The sequence below is a fragment of the Vibrio sp. 378 genome (assembly GCF_033339435.1).
Genome location: NZ_JAWOUO010000898.1, coordinates 1 through 578 on the forward strand (window position 1 = coordinate 1; position 578 = coordinate 578).

The following is a 578-nucleotide window of genomic DNA, read 5'->3' on the forward strand; positions in this document are numbered from 1 at the left end:
GCGGCGGTAGCGGACTTGGCTTGGGTTACTGTCAGCGTGTGATGCGCTCTTTTGGTGGTCGAATTGAGTGTAAATCGGTAACTAATGAATTTACCGAGTTTTATCTGCATTTTCCGGTTGTGCCAAATGCACCGAAAGTAGAAACGCTTCGAACGCCAAACTTTTACAACTGGAATCAGAAAGTCAAAACCACACCAAGTCCAGAACCTGTCGTACAAATCAACAAAGATGCACCAACTGTGCTCATTGTCGATGATAAAGAGGTGCAACGTACTTTGGTTCAAATGTACCTAAACCGACTTGGTGTCAATAGTTTACAAGCCAATAACGGCGCAAATGCGGTGGAACTGTTTCAATCACATCAGGTCGATTTGGTGTTGATGGATGTTCAAATGCCCGTGATGAATGGGTTTGACGCCAGCGAAAAAATCAAGCAGAGCTCTCCAACTACACCAATCATCGCCCTGTCTGGCGAGTCTGGAGAGAAAGAGCTCGAGATGATCGCTAAATTGATGGATGGTCGTCTGGAAAAGCCAACCACACTCAACGCATTGCGTGATGTACTGGTGCGATGGCTT

The 578-nt window shown here is 46.2% G+C and carries 1 protein-coding gene; it reads left to right on the forward strand.

Annotation, left to right across the window (positions count from 1 at the left end; all coding sequences use genetic code 11):
- The coding region (locus R7Q48_RS29480; RefSeq protein WP_318133915.1) for a response regulator at window positions 1-578 on the forward strand (578 nt) is incomplete at both ends.